The 20,707-nt window shown below is 71.2% G+C and carries 19 protein-coding genes; 13 read left to right on the top strand and 6 right to left on the bottom strand.

Annotation, left to right across the window (positions count from 1 at the left end; all coding sequences use genetic code 11):
- Window positions 1–28: 28 nt before the first annotated feature.
- Together ABEB28_RS20165 and ABEB28_RS20160 are read right to left on the bottom strand one after the other, a co-directional pair.
- Window positions 29–1,711, bottom strand: a complete 1,683-nt coding sequence (locus tag ABEB28_RS20165) for an amidohydrolase (protein ID WP_345729709.1) — start codon at window positions 1,709–1,711, stop codon at window positions 29–31.
- 79 nt (window positions 1,712–1,790) lie between these two features.
- On the bottom strand, window positions 1,791–3,275 hold the full coding sequence (locus tag ABEB28_RS20160) for an APC family permease (protein ID WP_345729708.1): 1,485 nt from the start codon (window positions 3,273–3,275) through the stop codon (window positions 1,791–1,793).
- A 115-nt stretch (window positions 3,276–3,390) separates the two neighbouring features.
- On the opposite strand from ABEB28_RS20160, the gene ABEB28_RS20155 reads away from it, so the two are divergent.
- Together ABEB28_RS20155 and ABEB28_RS20150 are read left to right on the top strand one after the other, a co-directional pair.
- Window positions 3,391–4,104 carry a TetR/AcrR family transcriptional regulator gene (locus ABEB28_RS20155; protein WP_345729707.1) on the top strand — a complete coding sequence of 238 codons (714 nt, stop codon included), beginning with the start codon at window positions 3,391–3,393 and terminating at the stop codon, window positions 4,102–4,104.
- A complete protein-coding gene (locus ABEB28_RS20150) occupies window positions 4,101–4,823 on the top strand; it encodes a carbon-nitrogen hydrolase family protein (RefSeq protein ID WP_345729706.1) in 723 nt (240 codons plus the stop codon). The genes ABEB28_RS20155 and ABEB28_RS20150 overlap by 4 nt, the downstream gene beginning before the upstream one ends.
- Here ABEB28_RS20150 and yidC read toward each other — a convergent pair.
- The 3 genes from yidC to ABEB28_RS20135 form a co-directional block, all read right to left on the bottom strand.
- On the bottom strand, window positions 4,807–5,487 hold the full coding sequence (gene yidC, locus ABEB28_RS20145; RefSeq protein WP_345729705.1) for a membrane protein insertase YidC: 681 nt from the start codon (window positions 5,485–5,487) through the stop codon (window positions 4,807–4,809). The genes ABEB28_RS20150 and yidC overlap by 17 nt on opposite strands.
- Window positions 5,488–5,589: 102 nt before the next feature.
- On the bottom strand, window positions 5,590–5,883 hold the full coding sequence (locus tag ABEB28_RS20140; RefSeq protein WP_345729704.1) for a hypothetical protein: 294 nt from the start codon (window positions 5,881–5,883) through the stop codon (window positions 5,590–5,592).
- Between the two features lie 61 nt (window positions 5,884–5,944).
- A complete protein-coding gene (locus ABEB28_RS20135) occupies window positions 5,945–6,589 on the bottom strand; it encodes a winged helix-turn-helix transcriptional regulator (protein WP_345729703.1) in 645 nt (214 codons plus the stop codon).
- Window positions 6,590–6,680: 91 nt separating this feature from the next.
- Between ABEB28_RS20135 and ABEB28_RS20130 the strand changes: the two genes are divergently transcribed.
- The 5 genes from ABEB28_RS20130 (at window position 6,681) to ABEB28_RS20110 (ending at window position 11,692) form a co-directional block, all read left to right on the top strand.
- The gene (locus tag ABEB28_RS20130) at window positions 6,681–7,286 is read left to right on the top strand and encodes a dihydrofolate reductase family protein (RefSeq protein WP_345729702.1); all 606 of its coding nucleotides are present in this window, start codon (window positions 6,681–6,683) and stop codon (window positions 7,284–7,286) included.
- A 68-nt stretch (window positions 7,287–7,354) separates the two neighbouring features.
- Window positions 7,355–7,789: a PPOX class F420-dependent oxidoreductase gene (locus tag ABEB28_RS20125; protein WP_345729701.1), complete on the top strand. Its 435-nt coding sequence runs from the start codon at window positions 7,355–7,357 to the stop codon at window positions 7,787–7,789.
- Between the two features lie 96 nt (window positions 7,790–7,885).
- Entirely contained in the window at window positions 7,886–9,994 is a 2,109-nt protein-coding gene (locus tag ABEB28_RS20120; RefSeq protein WP_345729700.1) for an ATP-binding protein, read from the top strand.
- A 153-nt stretch (window positions 9,995–10,147) separates the two neighbouring features.
- Window positions 10,148–10,927 (top strand): SAM-dependent methyltransferase, encoded by a 780-nt coding sequence (locus tag ABEB28_RS20115; protein WP_345729699.1) that lies wholly within the window; start codon window positions 10,148–10,150, stop codon window positions 10,925–10,927.
- Window positions 10,928–10,936: 9 nt separating this feature from the next.
- Window positions 10,937–11,692 carry a dienelactone hydrolase family protein gene (locus tag ABEB28_RS20110; RefSeq protein WP_345729698.1) on the top strand — a complete coding sequence of 252 codons (756 nt, stop codon included), beginning with the start codon at window positions 10,937–10,939 and terminating at the stop codon, window positions 11,690–11,692.
- 63 nt (window positions 11,693–11,755) lie between these two features.
- Here ABEB28_RS20110 and ABEB28_RS20105 read toward each other — a convergent pair whose 3' ends face one another.
- On the bottom strand, window positions 11,756–12,751 hold the full coding sequence (locus tag ABEB28_RS20105; RefSeq protein ID WP_345729697.1) for a LacI family DNA-binding transcriptional regulator: 996 nt from the start codon (window positions 12,749–12,751) through the stop codon (window positions 11,756–11,758).
- Between the two features lie 453 nt (window positions 12,752–13,204).
- Here ABEB28_RS20105 and ABEB28_RS20100 point away from each other — a divergent pair, with 453 nt between their 5' ends.
- The 6 genes from ABEB28_RS20100 to ABEB28_RS20075 all read left to right on the top strand — a co-directional run.
- Entirely contained in the window at window positions 13,205–14,176 is a 972-nt protein-coding gene (locus ABEB28_RS20100) for an ABC transporter substrate-binding protein (RefSeq protein ID WP_345729696.1), read from the top strand.
- A gap of 117 nt (window positions 14,177–14,293) precedes the next feature.
- On the top strand, window positions 14,294–15,862 hold the full coding sequence (locus ABEB28_RS20095) for a sugar ABC transporter ATP-binding protein (protein ID WP_345729695.1): 1,569 nt from the start codon (window positions 14,294–14,296) through the stop codon (window positions 15,860–15,862).
- Window positions 15,859–16,896, top strand: a complete 1,038-nt coding sequence (locus ABEB28_RS20090) for an ABC transporter permease (protein WP_345729694.1) — start codon at window positions 15,859–15,861, stop codon at window positions 16,894–16,896. Before ABEB28_RS20095 ends, ABEB28_RS20090 begins: the two co-directional genes overlap by 4 nt.
- Window positions 16,893–17,912, top strand: coding sequence for a galactofuranose ABC transporter, permease protein YjfF (gene yjfF, locus ABEB28_RS20085; RefSeq protein WP_345729693.1), 1,020 nt, complete (start codon window positions 16,893–16,895; stop codon window positions 17,910–17,912). Before ABEB28_RS20090 ends, yjfF begins: the two co-directional genes overlap by 4 nt.
- 78 nt (window positions 17,913–17,990) lie before the next feature.
- A complete protein-coding gene (gene araA, locus ABEB28_RS20080) occupies window positions 17,991–19,493 on the top strand; it encodes an L-arabinose isomerase (RefSeq protein WP_345729692.1) in 1,503 nt (500 codons plus the stop codon).
- A 171-nt stretch (window positions 19,494–19,664) separates the two neighbouring features.
- On the top strand, window positions 19,665–20,707 hold a 1,043-nt coding region (locus tag ABEB28_RS20075), incomplete at its 3' end, for an MCP four helix bundle domain-containing protein (protein ID WP_345729691.1).

Genomic DNA, 20,707 nt, shown 5'->3' with positions numbered 1-20,707 from the left:
TCAGGTCCGGCCCACCGCGGCTTCGTCTTCACGAATTCGAGGGCTGGACAGCGAAGCGGCGAACCGTGCCTGAATTGGCCTCGTCGTAAACAAGGGTGCCGTCGACGTAGGTCCGGGCCACGCGGGTGGCACCGATCTCGTCGGCCGGGCCGTCGAAGGGATCGCGGTCGAGGACGACGAGGTCCGCGCGGTTGCCGACGCGCAGCGATCCGGTTTCGTCGAGGTGGTTCACGTAGGCGCTGCCCGCGGTGTAGGCGGCGAGCGCGGTGCCGAGGTCGAGCCGCTGTTCGGGCAGGAACACCGGGCCCGCCCCGCCGAGGTGCCGGCGGTTGACCGCGACGTGGATTCCGGCGAGCGGATCGGCGCTGGAAACCGGCCAGTCGCTGCCGGCGACCAGGGTGGCTCCGGCGCGGAGCAGGTCACCGAACGGGTACTGCCACCCGGCGAGGTCACCGCCGAGGAACGGGATCGTCAGCTCGTCCATCTGTGGCTCGTGCGCGGCCCAGAGCGGCTGGAGGTTGGCCGAGGCGCCGAGCTGCCGGAACCGGGGCACGTCGTCGGGGTGCACGACCTGCAGGTGGGCCAGGTGTGGCCGGGTGTCGCGGAAACCGTTCGCGGCCCGTGCGGCGGCCACCGCGTCGAGCGCCTCCCGCACCGCCCGGTCGCCGAGCGCGTGGAAGTGGACCTGGAAGTCGAGCGCGTCCAACGCCACGACGTACCCGCGCAGGGCGTCCGGGTCGACGAAACTCAGGCCGCTGTTCGCGGTGGCGCAGCCGCAGGCGTCCTTGTACGGGGTGGTCATCGCCGCGGTGAAGTTCTCCGCGACCCCGTCCTGCATGATCTTCACCGTCGAACAGCGCAGGCGCCCGACCGTGAACCGCTCCCGCTTCTCGACCAGCTCCGGGATCTGCGCGGAGTCCCGGTCTCGGTCCCACCACAGCGCGCCGACCACGCTCGCGGTGAGCAGCCCGTCCCGGGCCGCGGTGAGGTAGGCGTCCGAGATGTCCGGGTAGCCGTTCGAGGCGCCGACCATCGCGTCCTGCCACGCGGTGATGCCCAGCGAGTGCAGCAGACGCTGCGCCCGGAGCAGGCCGTTCAGCCGGTCGGCGGGTGTCACCGCGGGGAGCATCGCGCCGACGAGCGCCACCGCGCCCTCCTGCAGCGCGCCGACCGGATGTCCGTCGGCGTCCCGGTTGATCACCCCGTCGGCCGGGTCCGGAGTGTCCCGGGTGAGGCCGGCGCGCTCCAGCGCGAGCGTGTTCACCCAGGCACCGTGGTGGTCCCGGTTGGTGAGGAACACCGGCCGGTCGGCGACGACCCGGTCGAGCAGCTCCGCGGTCGGGACGCCGCCCGGGAAGCTCTCCATCGACCAGCCGCTGCCGACGATCCACTCGGCGTCCGGGTGCTCGTCGGCGTACCGCCGGATCCGGCGGAAGTACTCGTCCAGATCGGTGGTGCCGGTGAGGTCGCACTGGCCGAGTTCGATGCCGCCCATCACCGCGTGGATGTGTGCGTCTTGGAACCCGGGGACTAACAGGCGACCGGCGAGATCCACTACCTCGGTCTTCGGCCCGACGAGGTCGTCGAGGTCGTGCCCCACGGCGATGATGCGGCCGTCGCGCACGGCGAGTGCGGTCATCCGGCTGCGGGCCGGGTCGGTGCGCAGCACCGGCCCTCCGGTGAAGAGCAGGTCAGCGGTGAGTTCGGTCATGCGGTTCAGTGTCCGATCGTCGGTGCGAGGTGTCTCGTGGCGGACGCGTGGCCGCGGGCCGCCGTGGCACGGAGTGCGGTCAGGTGAGATCCGGGGCCGGAGCCGCCGGGGCGACCGGGGCGACCGGGTCAGCCGGGTCCACCGGCCGGCGGGCGAAGTAGGGCGAGCGGCGGCGCCACTTCGCGACCGCGGCGACCCCCAGCCCGAGCAGCAGCACGACAGCCGGCGCGGCCAGGCTGAACCAGCCGTTGTCGGCGCCGATCGCCCACTCGCTGCTCAGCGTCGCGTAGTAGCCGGCGAGGTAGACGCCGAGCGCGAGCAGCAGGATCCCGGACACCAGCGGCACCAGCACCGCACCGAGCGCCTCTCGGAGACCGCTGCGCAGTAACCCGCGGAACCGGATCGCCGCGGTGATCGCGGTCAGCCCGTAGTAGAGCGCGACGAGCAGCCCGATCGTGTTCACGGCGGCGAGGATCGCTTCGCTCAGCGTCGGAATGGCGAACGCGAGCACGGCCACGAAGCCGGCGATCACCGCCATCACGATGGTTCCGGCCGCGGGGGTGCCGCGGCGGCTCAGCCGCGCCCAGATCGGGCCCAGCGTCCGGTCGCGGCTCATCGCCAGCGCGAGCCGCGCGGTCGGGATCACCCCGGCTTGGACCGACGCCACCGCGGAGAACATCAGGGCGAGCAGCGGCAGCGTGGCCCACGGCTCCGGCGCGAGCTTCGCCCCGAAGTAGGTCAGGCCCTGCGCGCCGTTGGCGACCAGCTCGTCGGTGGACATCACCCGCTGGAACGCCACCGCGCCGAGCAGGAACAGGCCGAGCATCGTGAACAGCGCGATGTATCCGCCGCGCGCCGCGTCGCCGGGGTGCCGGGTCTCCTCGGTGACGCTGAACGCGGAGTCCCAGCCCCAGAAGAAGAACACCGCGAGCACCAGGCCCTGGGCGAGCGCCGACGCGGAGCCGATCGCGAAGGGATTGAGCCAGGACAGCGAGAAGTCCTGGTCGCCGACAACGAGTCCCCAGCCGCAGAACACCGCCAGTACGACGTACTCGAACACCAGCAGGTACTTCTGGAACCGGGCGGCGTGCGAGACGCCGAGCACGGCGGTCCAGGTCAGGAGCGCGAGCACCACCAGACCCAGCGCCGTGCACTGTGCGGTGGAGTTCGGGTCCAGCGCGGTGAACCCGAGTTTTTCGGCCGACTGGATCAGCAGCGATCCGGTGATCGCGGTCGTGTAGGCCAGGAAGATGACGGTCCCGGCCACCGGGATCCACCCGGCGAGGAACCCGAGCCAGGGGCCCATCGTGCGGCCCACCCAGGTGTAGCCGGCGCCGCAGTTCTGCTCTGAGCGATTCAGCCGCGCGTACGCACCGGCGATCCCCAGGATCGGGAGGAAGGCCAGGAACAGCAGGATCGGTACCTGGCGGCCGACGATCGACGCCAGGACGCCGGTGCCGATCGCGATGCTGGTGGTCGCGGCGGTGCTGGACGCCGCGATGACGACGCCGTCGACGACGCCGAGGGAGCGGTTGAGTGCGGGCTGGGAGAGCTGGTCGTCCATGTGTGGCGCTTCCCGTCGCGGGAGCCGACGTCCCGGTTACCGGAGATGGAACCGAGGATGACCGTCTAGGGTCAATACTGTTGTCATAAGGCCCGCCCGACGCGAAGGAGCCGCGATGACCGAACGGGTGACGACGGTTCGGCGACGCCACCGGCCGACGAAGACCGGGACGGTGCTCAGCCACGACCTGATCGTCAAGACCGCGATCCGGCTGGTGCGCGAGCACGGCGCCGAAGGGCTGAGCGTGCGGCGGCTCGGCGTGGCGCTGGGGGCCGACCCGTCGGCGATCTACCGCTACTTCCGGAACACCGACGAGCTGGTCCGGGCCGTCGCCGACGACCTGATCGGCCAGTACCTCGCCGACTTCACGCCCGGCCCCGACTGGCGGCAGACGCTGCGCGAGCTGGGGCTGCGCATCCACTCGGCATCGGTGGCCCAGCCGCGTACCGCGGTGCTCACCGCGTCCCGGGTCACCGGGCGTCCGCACGAGATCCGGGTGATCGAGCTGGGCCTGGGTGTGCTCCGGTCGGCCGGCTTCGCGCCGGACGACGCGGCCCGGCACTACCACGCGTTCATCGACCTGACGCTGGGCTTCGCCGCGCTGGACGCCGCGGCGGTGGCCCTGCCGCACGGCACCGAGGACGCGGACGACGCGGTCTGGAGCGAGGTCTACGCGCACCTGCCCGCCGACACGCACCCGCACATCGCCTCCGCCGCGACCGCGCTGGCCCAGACGATGCGGGGGAGCGCCTATCCGGCCGCGCTCGACCTGCTCCTCGACGGCCTCGCGCAGCGCCTCGCCGAGACGGCCGGACCGGGTGCGCGATGAGGGCGCCGCTGGTTCTCGGGCTCGCCCAACCGCTGCTGACGTCGTTCGACGTCGTCGCGAACGTCGCCGCACACGCCGCGGCCGTGCGGTCGGCCGGAGCCCGCGTCGTGGTGTTCCCGGAGATGTCGCTGACCGGGTACGAGTTCACCGCACCACCGCTCGCGCCGCACGACCCGCGGCTGGCCCCGCTGGTGGAGGCGTGCGCCGCGACCGGTGCGCTCGCACTGGCCGGGGCCCCGGTCGCCGGCGACGACGGGCGGCGGCACGTCGGCATGCTCGCGGTCGACGGCACCGGCGCCCGGGTCGTCTACCGCAAGCAGTATCTCGGCGGTGCGGAGCCGGAGCACTACGCCCCCGGTCCGGGGCCGGTCGTCCTCGACGTCGACGGATGGCGGCTGGGCCTCGCGATCTGCAAGGACACCGGGGTGCCGCAGCACGCCGCGGACACGGTGTCGCTGGGTGCCGACGGGAGGCGCGTCGACGCGTACGTCGCCGGGGTGCTGGAGACCGCCGAGGACGCCGAGGTCCAGCCCGGGCGGGCCCGGCGGATCACCGCCGCGCACTCCGTCTGGGTGGCGCTCGCAAGTTATGCCGGGTCCACCGGTGGCGGCTTCGACGTCGCCGCCGGTGGCTCGGGGCTGTGGTCGCCGGACGGCGAGCCGGTTGCCCGCGCCGGTACCGAGCCCGGCGAGGTGCTCGTCGTCACGTTGGCGGACTGACCAGTCGATCCCGGAGCACCGCGTTCTCCAGCGTCGTCCAGACCGTGCTGGTCAGCAGGTAGAGCGCGGCTGCCAGCGGGACGGTCACGGCGAACACCACCGCCACGTACGGGGTGAGGGCCAGCCAGGTCGGCTGGCCCAGCCGGCGCAGCCGGCGTGCGGCCACGATCGCGGTCAGGACGAACAGCCCGAGAACGACGACGAAGACCAGGCCGTGGACGCCGAGGAGCGCGCCGTCGTGCCAGTGGTCGCCGAGCGGGACGCCGCCGAGCTCCCGTCCGAGCAGCGCGTTCGGGGTGCCGTCCACCGTAGACGTGGAGAACAGCGAGTAGAGCGTCAGGAAGAACGGAGCCTGCACGACGAGCGGCAGCAGCGTGGGCAGTGCGCCGACACCTTCGGTGCGGTAGAGCGCGGCCACCTCGCTCGCGGCGCGTACCGGGTCGTGGCGATGGGTCGCGCGGAGCGTCGAGACCCGCGGCGCGAGCCGGGCGCGACGTCGCTCGACGGCGATCTGGCGGAACGTGAGCGGAACGAGGAGCAGCCGGACGAGCGCGGTGGCGAGCACGATCGCGGCGGCGGTGGCCGCGCCGCCGAAGACCGGATCGAGGAGCGTGCTCGTGGACTCGACCAGCGAGTAGGCAAGAGAAACGGGCAGGACCGACATGTGGACCCTCCGGGGCCGACGACGGAGCGAGGGCGGAGGGCCGCGCAACACGCGGAGGCCCGCCGGCGGACAGCGCCGGACGGGGAACGGGCGGACCGGGCGCTACGCGGCCGGAACCGGAGAGGGCGCGCGGGGGCGGGATCGGCGGCCGCGGGCGTCGGGGTCGCGGTGCCGCGGGGCGCCCCGGCACTCGGCCCGCCGGGCGCCGGCGGCGAGGATTGCGGGCGTCGACGTCGGCAGGCGGACACCGAGACCGCGCAAGGCCAGCGCGCCGAGCACCGCGAGCGCGACGAACGCCAGCGCACCACCGCCCGCATCGGGGCTGAGCAGGAAGAGCAGCCCGACACCGCAGGCAAGCGTGACCACCGCACGGGCGAACGTCTGCGACGCGATCACCCGGCCGAGTGTAGGACCGCACCGCCACCGGCGGCCCGCACCGACCTCGGCGAACCCCCGGTCAGATCGCGAACACCTCGACGAAGCGGTCGAGCAGCCCCGGGTCGCCGGTGACCGTCACCGTGCCGTCGGCGATCGCCTGCTTCGGCGTCACCTCCCGGGCCAGCAGCGCGCGGATCGCGGGGCCGGCCTCGATCACCAGGTCCGGCTCCGGGCTCGCCCCCTCGACGGCGGTGAGCGCCCCGTCGTCGACCCGCAGGTGTACGACGATCTCCCCCGTCCGCAGCTCGTAATCGACGGTCAGGCCGCGCGCGTGCTCCTCCCGGAACGTCGTCCGCATCGCCATGATCACCGACGCGGGGGTGAGGATCTCGTCCTCGCGGGGTTCGCCGAGCGCGCGGGCGCCCCACCGGCTCAGCGCGATCACGACCGGCTCCAGCTCGGTGCCGTACCGCGTCAGCCGGTACACCACCGACCCGTCCGGACGGGGGAGCACGATCCGCTCCACGACGCCGGCGGCCTCCAGCTCTTTCAGCCGCGCGGCCAGGATGTTCGTCGGGATCCGGGGCAGCCCGCGGCGCAGGTCGGTGTACCGCCGGGGAGCGACCAGCAGGTCTCGGATGATCAGCAGCGCCCATCGCTCGCCGACGATCTCCAACCCGCGGGCCAATCCACAGAACTGCCCGTACGCACGTTGCTGCGCCATGCTCCCGATCTTACCTCAGACTTGCCTTGACAAAGCAAACTTGCTTTTTACAAGCTTAATTCGGTCCCCGAACGTACTGAAGGAGAGCACGATGAGCACAGTGATCGTCGGTCTGTCGGTGTCTCTCGACGGCTACATCGCCGGCGCCGGCGACGGAGTCGACGCCCCGCTGGGGCGCGGCGGTGAGGCGCTGTTCGCCTGGATGACCGCGGGGGCCGACAACCCGGCCGAGCCCCGCCTCGCCCCGACCGGTGCGAGCAAGTCCATCGTCGACGAGTGGCAGCGCACCACCGGGGCGATGATCAGCGGCCGCCGGACGTTCGACATCGCCCGTGGCTGGAGCGGCGGGCACCCGATCGACGCGCCGATCTTCGTCCTCACCCACCGCCCGCCGACCGAGGGGGGCGCAGTGGCTGGGTGGAGCGATCGGGTGTCGTTCGTGACCGAGGGCATCGAGCGGGCGCTGGACCTGGCCGGGGAGGCCGCCGGTGACCGGGTCGTCGCCCTCGGCAGCGCGGACGTCACCCGGCAGGCGCTGCGCGTCGGCCGGCTCGACGAGATCGAGGTCAGCGTCGTGCCGGTCCTGCTCGGCTCGGGAGTCCGGCTCTTCGACGAGATCGGTCCGGTGACGCTCGAGCAGACCCGCGTCGTCGTCGGCGACGGTGTCACGCACCTCCGGTACCGGGTGTGCCGGTGAGGGTGGACCGGTGGGGGTGGACCGGTGGGGGTGGAATAGCCGGCCGCGACCGGCGGGTTGGCGCGAGTATGACTGCTGCCACAGATTTCGACCTGCACGCGCTCCTCGCCCAGAGCCGCCTCGGTGTCCTCGCCACGATCAAATCCGACGGTCGTCCGCAGCTCTCCCCGGTCACGCCGTACTACGACCGGGACGCCGGCACCATCTACGTCTCGATCACCGAGGGGCGCGCGAAGACCGCAAATCTGCGCCGCGACCCGCGCGCCTCGCTGGAGGTGACCAGCGAGGACGGCTGGGCCTGGGCGACCGCCGAGGGCACTGCGACGCTGATCGGCCCGGGCACCGATCCGCACGGGCCCGAGGTCGAGGCGCTGGTCGACTACTACCGGTCCGCGGCGGGTGAGCACCCGGATTGGGACGAGTACCGCACGGTGATGGTGTCCGACCGGCGAGTGCTGATGGCGCTGAAGGTCGAGAAGGTCTACGGGGCGAAGATTCGCTGACCGACGGGCCCCGGCCATCCGCTCCCTTACTACTGTTTCCTCCTAAAAAGGAATAACGTACGCGAAAGGGATTCGCGACGATAGGGGGGCCGGGTCATGGCAGCAGCACCCTCGGTCGCTCCGACGCCGGTCGCGTCGAGCGACCCCCTCGACGCGGTCGCCCGTGCCGCCGCCGAGGCAGTACACGTACCGATCGGGCTGGTCACGCTCGTCGACGGGGAGTGGATCCGATTCGTCGGGGCGCACGGTCTGTTTCCTCCGCTCTCCGCCTCGCGCCGCATCCTGGTCTCCGAGTCGTTCTGCCAGGACGTGGTCGCGAGCGGCGCGCCGGTGGTCGTCCGGGACGCCAGCGACGACCCCCGGTCCCGGCCGGCCGGGACCGGGGTCCGGGTGGGTGCGTACGTCGGTGTGCCGCTGCGGGCCCCGGACGGCGCCGTGGTCGGCGTCGTCTGTGCGGTCGACGCGCGCCCCCGGGATTGGTCGTCGGCCGAGGTCGGCGCGCTGAGCGGCGTCGCGGACGCCGCCGGGAAGCTACCCCTGCCGCTCGGCGCGGCCGACACGATCGCCGGGACGGCGGCCGACGAGCGGCCCGACCCGGACGCGCCACCGCACAATCTGTTCCTGCAGGCGCTGCTCGACAGCCTCGACACCGCGGTGTTCGCCTGCGACGCGGCGGGCTGCACGATGTTCGCCAACGCGGCACTGCTGCGGATGCTCGACCTCGACGAGGATCTGCCGCCGAACGCCGCCGCGATCGCGCGCGACCACCTCCGGGACGCCGACGGGCAGCTGCTCCCGGACGGCCGGCAACCGAGCGCACGGGCCCTGGCCGGCGAGCCGGTCCGGGACGTCGAGCTGCGGCTGCTGCGCCCCGGGCGTCCGGCCCGCACGCTGGTCGCCAACGCCGAGCGCATCACGGTCGCCGGTGCGGTGCTGGGTGCGGTGGTCGCGCTGCACGACGTCACCGAGCAGCGCCGGGCGCAGCGGTTCCAGGAGTGCGCGCTGGCGGTGTCCCGCGCGCTGGTCGAGGCCGACCGGATCGCCGACGCGGCCGGCCAGGTCGTCGACGCGGTGGCCCGGTCGCTGCACTGGCCGCACGCCGAGCTGTGGCTGGTCGATCCGGTCACCGAGGTACTGCGGCCGGCGGCGTCCTGGACGGACGGGGAGCCCGACCGGTCCGGCCTGTTCTCGTCCCAGCTGGGGCCGGGTGAGGGGCTGGTCGGGACGACCTGGCAGCGCGGCGAGCCGGTCTGGGTGGCGGACATCGCGGCCGAGACCCGGTTCGACGTCGAGGGGGCGGCCCGGCGGGCGCTTCGCACCGCGCTCGCGGTGCCGGTACGCAGCGCCGATGCGGTGGTCGGCGTTCTCGCGCTCTACGCGGACACGCTGGACGAGGACCGGGTGGCGCTCACCGCGCACCTGGTGGGGATCGCCGCCCACGTCGGGCACTACCTGGAGCGGCGGCGGGCCGAGGAGCTCGCGCTCCAACTCGCGCGGACCAAGGACGACTTCCTCGCGCTGGTGGGGCACGAGCTGCGGACGCCGCTGACGTCGATCACGACCTACGCGCAGCTGCTCACCGACAGCCCGGAGTACTGGGACACCGACGGGCCCCAGCTGCTCGGCGTCATCCGGCGGAACACCGAGAGCCTGACCGCGATCATCAACGACCTGCTCGACCTGGCCGGGCTGGAGTCCGGGCACATCACGATCCGGCCGGTCGACACCGACCTCGCCGAGCTGGCGCGGGAGGGGATCGCCGCGGTCCGGGCCGCGGCCGACCGCCGCGCGGTGACCATCGTGACCGAGGTGCCCGACCGGATGCCGTTGTACGGCGATCCGCAACGGCTGCGGCAGATGCTCGACAACGTGCTGTCCAACGCGGTGAAGTACAGCCACGACGGCGGGCGGGTGACGGTCCGGCTCACCGAGCAGGACGGCGTCGCCACGCTGTCGGTGGGGGACACCGGCATCGGCGTTCCTGCGGCCGAGCGCGACCGGCTCTTCCAGCGCTTCTTCCGCTCGTCGGCGGCGCGCGAGCACGGCGTCCCCGGAACCGGTCTCGGCCTGGTGGTGACGCGGGCGATCGTCGAGCGGCACGGCGGGCGGATCACCGCGCAGCACGACGAACCGGGCACCACGATGGTCATCCGGCTACCGACGGCGCCGCCCGACGCGGGTGACCCCCGTTCGGCGTCTTCCTGATGCTTCCGCGTCTGCGATGTCCTTGGTGGACTGCCGTAGAGTGAGCGACGCTTGCTCAATTTGGTGTCAGCACGGACCTGAGGGGTCGCAGTGGCCAGTAGTGCCCCGGAGTGGATGCGCCCGGACCCGGACGCGATAGCGCGAGCCTCGGCGGTGGATTTACACACCGATCGCCCGCATACGGCGCGCATCTACGACTTCGTGCTCGGCGGTAAGGACAACTTCCCGGCCGACCGCGCCGCTGCCGAGGGCATGCTCGCCGAGTGGCCGTCCCTGCGCGTCGCGATGACGGAGAACCGGAAGTTCATGCACCGGGTGACCCGGTACCTGGTCGAGGAGGCCCGGATCCGGCAGTTCCTCGACGTCGGCACCGGCATTCCGACCTCGCCGAACCTGCACGAGATCGCGCAGACCGTCGCGCCTGAGTCGCGGATCGTGTACGTCGACAACGACCCGATCGTGCTGGCCCACGCCAGGGCGTTGCTGACCAGCACGGCCGAGGGGGCCACCGCCTACCTCGACGCCGACATGCGGAACCCGTCGGCGATCATGGAGTCCGCCGAGGTGACCGCCACGCTCGACCTCACCCGTCCGGTGGCGTTGTCGGTGATCGCGGTGATCCAGTTCGTCCCCGACGAGGTGGCCTACGACCTGGTCGCCAGCCTCCTCGAACCCCTGCCGTCCGGCAGTTACCTCGCGCTGAGCGCGGTGACCACCGACACCGACCCCGGAGCGGCCCGGGTCGTCGCGCAGTACAACGCGCGGGGCATCTTCATGCAGGCCCGCACCAAGCCACAGGTGGCCAAGTTCTTCGACGGACTGGAATTGGTGGAGCCCGGCATTCAGCTGGTGCAACACTGGCGACCGGACGGGACGCCGACCACCGCCGACAACGAGAGCGGCGTGTACGCCGGGCTTGCCCGCAAGCGCTGAGGAGGGCCGATGGGCTTCTCGTCGGTGCAGGTCCCCACGCCGGACGGCGTCGCGGACGCGTTCGTGGCTCACCCGGACGAGGACGGTCCGTTCCCGGCGGTACTGGTGTACATGGACGCGTTCGGTCCGCGCCCGGTGCTGCAGGACATGGCCCGGACGATCGCCGACGACGGCTTCTTCGTCCTGCTGCCCAACGTCTTCTATCGCAGCGGTCCGGCGCCGCTCTTCGACACCTCCGACCTCACGTCGGAGGAGGGCCGGAAAGCAGTGTTCGCGCAGGCGGCCCCGCTGATCTCGGCGCTGACCGCGGACCTGGCGCGCCGGGACGCCGGGGCGTACCTCGACTTCCTCGCCGCGCAGCCGAACGTGTCGGACGGACCGATCGGCATCACCGGGTACTGCATGGGTGGCCGGCTCGCGGTCCGTACCGCGGCCGCGTTCCCGAACCGGGTCGCCGCGGCCGCGGCGTTCCACGCCGGGCGGCTCGTCACGGACAAGCCCGATAGCCCACACCTGCTGGCCGGAGCCGCGACGGCCGAGTTCTACTTCGGCCACGCCGAGCACGACCCGTCGATGACACCCGCGGACGTCGCCGCGCTGGAGCAGGCGTTCGACTCGGCCGGGGCGGTGTACCGCTCGGAGGTCTACCCCGGCACCGAGCACGGTTTCACGATGTCGGACACCGCGGTCCACGACCCTCCGGCCCTGGAGCGGCACTGGCGGGTGCTACTCGACCTGTTCGAGCGCACACTGCAGCGGGCGTGACACCGAAGTGTGGTGTGGGCGCTCGCCCACACCACTCTCAGGGCGTGCTTCGAAGGCCGATGCTCAGGCCGGTGGCGGACCGGTCGAACCGCGGACGACCAGCGTCGGCTCCAGCAGAACGCTGTCGACGTCGCGAGACGCCGGGCCGTCCTCGTTCAGCTGGCCCAGCATCACCTCCAGGCTGCGTCGCCCCAGCTCGGCGAAGTCCTGGCGGACGGTGGTCAGCGGCGGCAGGAAGTAGCCGGCCTCCGGAACGTCGTCGAACCCCACGACGCTGACGTCGTCCGGGACCCGCCGCCCGGCCTCGTGCAGCGCCCGTAGGACCCCGAGCGCCACCGGGTCGTTGGCGCAGAAGATCGCGGTGACCGACGGGTCGGCGGCGAGTGCGGTGCCCAGTTCGAACCCCGAGTCGGCGGTCCAGGCGCCGTGCTCGACCGGCGGCACGATCCGCTCGTTCGCGTACAGCGTGGTGCGCCACCCATCGATCCGGTCGCGCGCCTCCGGCCAGTCGGGCGGCCCGCCGATGTGGTGCACGGTCCGGTGCCCGAGGTCGAGGAGGTGCTGCGTCGCGAGCGCCGCGCCGACCCGGTTGTCGATCCGGACGCTCGGCACGCCGCTCTCGCCGGCCCCGCCGACGCCGACGCAGCCCAGCCCGTCGGGTACCTGGGCGAGCGCGTGGGCGGCCGACTCCTTGGGGGCGATCGCCACGATGCCCTCCACCGCCTGCGCGCAGAGCCGGTCGACGGCCTCCAGCACCGCGGTGCGCTCCAGCGACCGCACGGTGACCACGCTGACGAAGTAGCCGGCGGCGCGGGCGGCGTCCTCGATGCCGTAGAGCATCGACGCCGGGCCGTAGAGCGTGCTCTCGAACCCGATCAGGCCGAGGATGCCGGAGCGGCGGGTGGCGAGCGTACGGGCGGCCATGTTCCGCCGGTAGTTGAGTGCACGCATCGCCTCCAACACCCGCGCCCGGGTCTCGTCGCGCACGCTGGGGTGCTCGTTGAGGACGCGGGAGACGGTCTGGTGCGACACCCCGGCGAGGCGGGCGACGTCACGCATGATCGAGGTGCGTGGCCGCTCGGAAGGTCTCTCAGGTGCTGACAACGGACCTCCAAGCGGCTTTGTGATCGCTCACATCGTAGCCACGGCGCTCTGGACGTCGAGGCGCGGTGGTGTGCACGAGGGTTCTGACGCTGTGGGATAGCGACGAGGTGTCTGCCGGCAACAGACCGGTAACGCCCCCGCGATGAAGTCTTGACGTGCTGGATGAGAACGGTAACACTCTCGGGACAACGGCGCGTGACCCGTGCCACACCGGCTTTCGTCCCGGCTCTCCGGCCTTTCCGGAGTAACCGCGGGCGGGGCTCGGATGCTGCAGCACCAGTTTGACCGGCCGCCTATGTGAGCGGTCACATCACGATGTGAGCGGTCACATCGGGGAGGTCCGGCCACCGTGCCGGTTCGGCCCGGCGGACCGCGCGGGGCGTTACTCGTTCGACTCGGGAGGACGCAGTGATCAGGAGAGTGTCCGCGGCGATCGCGTGCGGATTACTGGTAGCCGCCGGTCTCGCCGGTTGCGGCGGCGACAGCGGAAGCAACGACGACGGCAAGATCACGATGGGCTTCGCCCAGGTCGGCGCCGAGAGCGGCTGGCGGACGGCGAACACCAAGTCCGTCCAGGAAGCGGCGAAAGCGGCCGGGATCGAGCTGAAGTTCTCCGACGCGCAGCAGAAGCAGGAGAACCAGATCAAGGCGATCCGTAGCTACATCGCCCAGAAGGTCGACGTCATCGCGTTCTCGCCGGTCGTGGAGTCCGGCTGGGACCAGGTGCTCAAGGAGGCGAAGGACGCCGGGATCCCGGTCATCCTGACCGACCGCGCGGTCGACTCCAAGGACACCTCGCTCTACGAGACGTTCATCGGCTCGGACTTCGTGCTCGAGGGCAAGAAGGCCGGCGAGTGGCTGGTGACCGACGCGAAGGCCGCCACCGGCCCGGTCAACGTCATCCAGCTCGAGGGCAACACCGGTTCCGCTCCGGCGAACGACCGCAAGGCCGGTTTCGCCGAGGCGATCAAGGCCGAGCCCAAGATCAAGGTCGTCGCTTCGCAGGACGCCGAGTTCACCCGGGCGAAGGGCAAGGAGGTCATGGAGGCGCTGCTCAAGGCGCACCCCGAGGCCACCGTGCTCTACGCGCACAACGACGACATGGGCCTGGGCGCGATCGAGGCGATCGAGGCGGCCGGCAAGAAGCCCGGCGTCGACATCAAGATCATCACCGTCGACGCGGTGAAGGACGGGATGACGGCGCTCGCCGAGGGCAAGATCAACTTCATCGTCGAGTGCAGCCCGCTGCTCGGCCCACAGCTGATGGACCTGGCCAAGAAGGTGGTGGACGGCGAGGAAGTCCCGAAGCGCGTCCTGACCGAGGAGACCACGTTCACCCAGGAGCAGGCCAAGGCGGCTCTGCCCGAGCGTAAGTACTGATCGTCGCCCGGCGGCCGGCCGCGGTAGTTCCTGCGGCCGAGCGCACGTACTGATCCCGCAACCCCGGGTGGGCCGTACCGCGGCCCACCCGGGGCTGCCGATGAACGGAGTGTGGTGATGGGGGACCGCGTGCCGATCCTCGAGACGCAGCCCATCCTCGAGATGCTGGGCGTCGGCAAGGTCTTCCCCGGCGTCGTGGCGCTCGCCGACGTGGACTTCCGCCTCTTCCCGGGCGAGGTCCACGCGCTGATGGGGGAGAACGGCGCCGGAAAGTCGACGCTGATCAAGGTGCTCACCGGCGTCTACGACATCGATGGCGGCTCGATCCGGCTCGGTGGCGAGGAGGTCCGGTTCACCGGTCCGCTGCAGGCGCAGCGCGCCGGGATCAGCACCGTGTACCAGGAGGTCAACCTCTGCCCGAACCTCTCGGTCGCGGAGAACATCTTCATCGGACGCGAGCCGCGCACGCTGGGAATGATCGGCTGGCGGCAGATGCGCCGCCGCTCGGCCGAGCTGCTGCGCGGGCTCGACATCGACCTGGACGTGACCGCGCTGCTCGGTAGCTACTCGATCGCGATCCAGCAGATGGTGGCGATCGCCCGCGCGGTCGACATCTCGGCCAAGGTGCTCATCCTCGACGAGCCGACGTCCAGCCTGGACGCCTCCGAGGTCGAGCAGCTGTTCCGGGTGGTGCGCCGCCTGAAGAGCGAAGGCCTGGCGATCGTCTTCGTCTCGCACTTCCTCGACCAGGTCTACGAGATCGCGGATCGGATGACCGTGCTGCGCAACGGCCGCCGGGTCGGCGAGTACACGGTCGCGGACCTGCCCCAGTCGCAGCTGGTCAGCGCGATGATCGGGAAGGACTTGGCCGTCCTCGAGGAGCTGGAGGAGCAGGAGAAGCCCTCCGCCGCCGCGCTGGAGCAGGGCCGCCCGGTGATCGCGGCGACCGACGTCGCCCGCACCGGAGCGATCGAACCGTTCTCGCTCACGATCCACCAGGGTGAGGTCGTGGGCCTCGCCGGGCTGCTCGGCTCCGGCCGTACCGAGCTGGCGCGCCTGATGTTCGGCGCGGACAAGGCCGACCACGGTTCGTTCGCGGTTGCCGGCGAGCCGGTGACGATGCGCGGCCCTCGCACGGCGATGGCGCACGGCGTCGCGTTCTGCTCGGAGAACCGCCGCACCGAGGGTGTCGTCGGCGAGTTGACCGTCCGCGAGAACATCATCCTCGCGCTGCAGGCCGCCCGCGGCTGGTCCCGCCCGATTCCGCGCAGCCGGCAGGACGAGCTGGTCGAGAAGTACATCAAGGCGCTCGACATCCGCCCCGCGAACCCGGACGCCCAGGTCCGCAACCTCTCCGGTGGCAACCAGCAGAAGGTGCTGCTCGCCCGCTGGCTGATCACCGAACCGAAGCTGCTGATCGTCGACGAGCCCACCCGCGGCATCGACGTCGGGGCGAAGGCGGAGATCCAGCGGCTGCTCGCCCAGCTCTCCGGTGACGGCATGGCGGTGCTCTTCATCAGCGCCGAGCTGGAGGAGGTGCTCCGGCTGTCGCACAAGATCGCGGTGCTCCGCGACCGGCGGCTCGTCGAGCAATTGGACAACACCGACGACGTCGACGTCGACCGGATCCTCGCGACGATCGCAAGCGGAGCGACGAACGGGACGGAAACGGGAGCAGGCGCATGAACCGGTTTGCGACGGTGACGAAACACCGTCTGTTCTGGCCGGCGGCCGCGCTGGTCGTGCTGCTGGTCTCCAATCTGTTCTTCAGCGCGGACTTCTTCGCGATCCGCATGCGGGACGGGCACCTCTACGGCTCGCTCATCGACATCCTGCGTGGCAGCACACCGCTGGTCCTGGTCGCGCTCGGCATGACGCTGGTGATCGCGACCGCGGGCATCGACCTCTCGGTCGGCTCGGTGATCGCGATCGTCGGGGCGGTGGCGTGCCTGCGGATCAGCGAGCTGCCCGACCAGAACAGCGTCAGCGGCGTGCTCGCGGCGGTCGGCGTCGCGATCGTGGTCGCGCTGGCCCTCGGGCTGTGGAACGGCATCCTGGTCGCGGTGGTCGGGATCCAGCCGATCATCGCGACGTTGATCCTGCTGGTCGCCGGCCGCGGCATCGCCCAGCTGATCACCGACGGTCAGATCATCAACGTCCGGTCCGACCCGTACCGCACGATCGGCGCCGGTTACGCGCTGACGATCCCGGTCGCGGTGATCATCGCGGCCGCCGTGGTCGCGGCGGCGGTGCTGTTCACCCGTCGCACCGCGCTCGGCCTGCTGATCGAGTCGGTCGGCAGCAGCCCGACGGCCAGCCGGCTCGCCGGCATCCAGGCCCGGCGGCTGACGCTCATCGTCTACGTCTTCTCCGGCTTCTGTGCGGGGGTCGCCGGGCTGATCTACAGCTCGAACATCTCCAGCGCCGACGGCAACAACGCCGGCAACCTGATCGAGCTGGACGCGATCCTCGCGGTCGTGATCGGCGGTACGGCGCTGACCGGTGGGCGCTTCTCGATCGCCGGCAGCGTGCTCGGTGCCGTCCTGATCCAGGCGCTGAACGTCACGATCTACACCACCGGCATTCCCAACAACGTCACGCTCCTGTTCAAGGCGGTCGTCGTGGTCGTCCTCTGCCTGGCCCAGTCTCCGACTTTCCGTGCGAAGGTGTTCCCGAAGCGCCGGAAGACCACTGCGCAACCGGCGGAGGTGGCGGCATGACGAGCGTGACGGAGAAATCGCAGGAACCCCGGGTCGAGCGGCCGAGCGTCGCGCGGGCCCGCCGCTACGGTGTCAACTCCCGGTACGTACCGGTGTTGGCGACGCTCGTGCTGTTCGGTCTGATGTACGGCATCGGCATCGCGAACTACGAGGGCTTCTCCGACACCCAGATCCTGCTGAACATCTTCATCGACAACGCGCACCTGCTCACGGTGGCGGTCGGGATGACGTTCGTGATCCTGTCCGGCGGGATCGACCTCTCGGTCGGTGCGGTGCTCGCGCTCGGGACCGTGATCGCGGCCGCATTGTTGCGGGCCGGCTGGTCACCGTTACTGGTGATCGTCGTCGTGCTGGCGGTCGGGGCGCTGATCGGTGCGGCGCAGGGTGCGATCATCCACTTCTTCGACATCCAGCCGTTCATCGCGACGCTCGCCGGCCTCTTCACCGCCCGCGGGCTGGCTCACCTGATCAGCACGAAGTCGATCCCGATCACCGACGAGTTCTGGCAGACGACCGCGACCGAGCGAATCCAACTCGGTGGGTTCCGGATCTCACCGAGCGCCCTGGTCGCGATCCTGATCGCGATCGTCGCGGCGCTGGCACTCGCCTACACGCGGTTCGGCCGCAACACCTACGCGGTCGGCGGCAACCAGCAGTCGGCGGGCCTGATGGGCCTGCCGGTCGGGCGGACCCGGATCGGCGTCTACCTGCTGTCCGGGCTCTGCGCCGCGCTCGGCGGCATCCTCTACAGCTTCGAGACGCCGACTGGCTACAGTCTGACGGCCCAGGGCATGGAGCTCGACGCGATCGCCGCCGTCGTCATCGGCGGAACGCTGCTCACCGGCGGATCCGGCTTCCTGGCCGGGACCGTCCTGGGTGTGCTGGTGCTCGGTCTGATCCAGACGATCATCACGTTCCAGGGAACGCTGAGTTCCTGGTGGACGAAGATCGTGATCGGCGGTCTGCTCTTCGCGTTCATCCTGCTCCAGCGGATCGTCACCCGCCGCGAGCCTTGACCTCCGTGCAGTCCTGCGTGGGCCACCCCACGCAGGGCTCCACTGCTATGTGAACGTTCACAACGAAAGGTGGCCGACATGAGCGCGCCGAATCGCGAGGTGTGGTTCCTCACCGGCAGCCAGGGGCTGTACGGGCCGGAGACCTTGGACCAGGTCGCCGAGCAGTCCCGCCGGATCGCCGACGAGCTCGGAGCGGGCGAAGCAATCGGCGGCCTCCCGGTCACCGTGGTCTGGAAGCCGGTCCTCACCGACGCGGCCGCGATCCTGCGCATCTGCCAGGAGGCCAACGCGGCGCCGCAGGTGATCGGCCTGGTGGCGTGGATGCACACGTTCTCGCCCGCCAAGATGTGGATCGCCGGGCTGGACGCGCTCCGCAAGCCGCTGCTGCACCTGCACACGCAGGCCAACGTGGGGCTGCCCTGGGCCGAGATCGACATGGACTTCATGAACCTCAACCAGGCCGCGCACGGCGACCGCGAGTTCGGGTTCATCCAGGCGCGGCTGGGTGTGCCGCGCAAGACGGTCGCGGGCCACGTCAGCGACCCCCGCGTCGGCCGCCGGGTAGGAGCGTGGGTGCGGGCCGCGTGCGGCTACGCCGAGATGCGGACGCTGCGCCTCGCCCGGTTCGGCGACAACATGCGGGACGTCGCCGTGACCGAGGGCGACAAGGTCGAGGCCCAGCTCCGGTTCGGGGTGTCGGTGAACACCTACGGCGTCAACGACCTGGTCGAGGCCGTCGACGCAACATCCGACGCCGAGGTCGACAAGCTCGTCGCCGAGTACGAAGAGCGGTACCAGGTGGTCGCGGAGCTGCGGGCGGGCGGCGACCGGCACGAGTCGCTCCGCTACGGCGCGCGCATCGAGCTCGGCCTGCGGTCGTTCCTGGAGCAGGGCAACTTCGGCGCGTTCACCACGAACTTCGAGGACCTCGGCGGGTTACGGCAGCTGCCGGGCCTCGCGGTGCAGCGTCTGATGGGTGACGGATACGGGTTCGGCGGTGAGGGCGACTGGAAGACGTCGGTCCTGCTCCGGACGCTGAAGGCGATGGCGCCCGGCGGAACGTCGTTCATGGAGGACTACACCTACGACCTGACGCCCGGCCAGGAGCGCATCCTGGGCGCGCACATGCTGGAGGTGTGCCCGAGCATCGCCGCCGGAACTCCGCGGGTGGAGATTCACCCGCTGGGCATCGGCGGCCGCGAGGACCCGGTCCGGATGGTCTTCGACGCGACGCCCGGCCCGGCCGTCGTCGTCGGGATGGCCGACCTGGGGGAGCGGTTCCGGCTGGTCGCCAACGAGATCGAGGTCGTGCCGCCGGACCAGCCGTTGCCGAAGCTGCCGGTGGCGCGCGCGGTGTGGAAGCCGGCACCCGACCTGGCGACGTCGGCGGAGTCCTGGCTGACCGCGGGCGGTCCCCACCACACCGTGCTGTCCTCGGCGATCGGCGTGGAGGAGCTGACCGACCTGGCGGAGATGGTGTCGACCGAGCTGGTCGTCATCGACGCCGACACCACGCCGCGCCGGCTCGCGAACGAACTGCGCTGGAACCAGGCCTACTACCGCCTCGCCCGGGGCTTCTGAGGCGGCCGTCGACGGCACCGACCTGAGGAATTCACGCCGTTCACTCCTCAAGTCGTGCAGATCGCACCTCATGTTCCGCCTCGCACGCCCGATGAGCCGTTCAGAGGGTTCACGCACCCGGGCCGATGCCCGGGTGCGTCCGAGGCGCACCAGGGGTGGAGCGAATACAGCATGGGGAGTGTCCCGGCGGATGAGGTCTTGGGCGGCAGCGCCGCCAGACGCAACCCCCTGGTCCGGTGGCTGGCCGACCGCCCGGTCCGGGCCAAGCTCCTCCTCGCGCTGGGCGTGCTGGCGATCGTCGCGGTGACGGTCGGCGTCGTGGGGCTGCGTTCGCTGTCCGAGACCAACGCCGATTCGCAGCACCTCTACAACGAGAACGTCCTCTCGTTGGTCGCGCTCGCCCGGGTGCAGCATGCGACGGCAGAGAACCAGGCGCTGGTGACCGGGCACGCTTCGGCCCGGGACACCGCGACCAGGAGCCAGTACGAGGCCAGAATCCAGGAGAGCGACGCCGAGGTCGTCGAGTGGGGGCAGGCGTACGAGGAGGCCGGACCGGAGGACGAGGCCGTCTGGAACCAGTTCCAGTCCACCTGGACCAAGTGGCAGCAGTACCGCGACAGCACGCTGCTGCCGCTGAGCCGAGCGAACCGCAGCGCGGAGTTCGACACCGCGCTCCACGGCACGGCCGACGAGCTGGCCGAGGAGGCGACGAGCGCGCTGGAGGAGATCGAGGAGTACGACGTCGCGCTCGCGAAGGAGACCGCGGACAAGGCCGAGCACTCGTACCGCGAGGCGCGCGTCGTCATGATCACGCTGTTGATCGTCGGACTGCTCGTCGCCGGGGTGCTGGGCGTCGTCATCACCCAGCTGATCGTGGCGCCGCTGCGGAGGGTCTCCGCGACGCTGGAGGCGATGGCCCGGGGTGACCTGACCCGCTCCGCCGACGTCCACTCCCGGGACGAGGTCGGACAGATGGCCGCCGCGCTCGGCCGCGCCCAGGAGGGTGTCCGGCAGGCGATCGGCGCGCTCGCCGGCAGCGCGGACACCCTCGCCGGGAGCGCGGAAGAGCTGGCGAACGTGAGTCAGCAGATCGCGGCCAGCGCCGAGGACGCGTCCGCTCAGGCCGGGGTCGTCTCGGAGGCCTCCGGAGAGGTGTCCCGCAACGTGCAGACGGTGGCGGCCGGTAGTGAGGAGATGGGTTCGGCGATTCGGGA

Origin of the sequence: Cryptosporangium minutisporangium (assembly GCF_039536245.1) — a bacterium.
Lineage (GTDB): Bacteria > Actinomycetota > Actinomycetes > Mycobacteriales > Cryptosporangiaceae > Cryptosporangium > Cryptosporangium minutisporangium.
Note: the sequence above shows the minus strand (reverse complement) of the source record. Positions and strands in the feature narration are given on the sequence as shown.